The 1,445-nt window shown below is 29.3% G+C and carries 2 protein-coding genes and 1 pseudogene; all 3 read right to left on the bottom strand.

What is annotated here, in order from left to right:
• Positions 1-505 (bottom strand): Rha family transcriptional regulator (locus tag ACO409_RS10940; protein WP_485557191.1); only part of this gene is annotated, 505 nt, incomplete at its 3' end.
• Between the two features lie 102 nt (positions 506-607).
• Complete coding sequence (locus ACO409_RS10935; RefSeq protein ID WP_172617452.1) at positions 608-751, bottom strand: hypothetical protein; 144 nt, start codon at positions 749-751, stop codon at positions 608-610.
• Between the two features lie 69 nt (positions 752-820).
• Positions 821-1,445 (bottom strand): annotated as a pseudogene (locus tag ACO409_RS10930) (hypothetical protein); the annotation flags it as partial.

Below are 1,445 nucleotides of genomic sequence, written 5' to 3'. Positions count from 1 at the left end.
TCTGATTTGTTATCATTGCCAAGTCCTGAGAAAGTTTACATATTTTTCTATAAGTATCACTTCTTGCTTCATTAGCCTTGTTTGCAATCTCTTTTATCTTAGCCCAATGAACTGCTTTATCAAGTGGTATTGAAACTTTGTCACTTTTCGGCATTGGTAACAATCTTTGTTGTTTTAGCAATCTTTCCATTCTGTTAAATTCGTTTATGTAAGCCAGTTTGAATTTGTTGTGTCCTTGAATGTTAAACATATAAAGGATAAATCCGTCTTTTGCTAAGAGATATTCACGATAATTTCTATTCTTACCATCCTTATATTGATTTGTAAATATCAGCTTATTTAGATCTCCACAAATTTGTGGAGATTGAATTTCTACGATTTTATCTATATCTCTTAATACACTATCGTGTCTTCTTCCTAATGCTTTTGCGATGACTCTACTACTTACAACTAATCCATAATTTTCATTTCTTTCAACTTTTACTAAATCCATAATGTTTTCCATTAAATTTCCTCCTAAAATATTGTTTTTTAGAAGTCGATATGGTATAATTCTATTGATGAGGTAGAAATACCATAAGACTTCTTTTCAAAGAGGTCTTATTTTTTATTTCTCCTCACTTTCCAAATCTTTTTTTATCAAATTTAAAATATATTCTTTTATCCCTATTCCCATATTTGTAGCTTTTAATTTAATATTTTTGTGTAATTCCGAATCTACCTTAAATGATATATTTTTCTTATTTTCCATCTTTAACCTCCTGACTTTTATATTTTACACGTTTACACGTAAAAAGTCAAGAACTTTTTAAAAAAATTTTTATTTAAAATTTTGTTTCACTTCTTCAGCGATTGTAGGCATTACGAATCCAACTTCAATCATATCATTATCAACATCCAATTGCAGTATTTTTATATTTCCACTTGTTTCGCCATCACTCATAGGATAAAAAAATTGTAGTGCCATACTTTCGTATTTTAAGTTTCTCATTTTATACTGTTTGTTAATTTCATTTATATATTTTCTGGCATCTCTAAACATTTCTTTAACCATCATATTTTTGGTAAAACCACCCTTTGCTTGAATTTCTAGTATAACACCTACATCAGTAGCCACTATTTTTCTAGTTTTTGGAAACTTTCTTTTTATGTTAGCTTCGATTTCTTTGTAAGGGTCTGCTTCAAGTTCAGTTGCTTTTGCTTCAGCCTTTGGCTCTTCTTTCTTAACCTCTTCCTTTTTATCTTCGACTTTCTTAACTTCTTTTTTCTCTGTTGTTTCAGTTTTATTCTCTGAATTCGGAGAACTAACCATCGCTAAAAACAAAAATACAACTGCTAATACGGAATCCAGTTTATCCCTTTTGGGTCTTTCACTTTTAATTTTCTTTTTTGCCTCTTTCTTGCTCATAGTTTTTCTGTATTCTTTAATTTTAGGAATCTCTTTC

The organism is Leptotrichia sp., from assembly GCF_057270615.1.
Note: the sequence above shows the minus strand (reverse complement) of the source record. Positions and strands in the feature narration are given on the sequence as shown.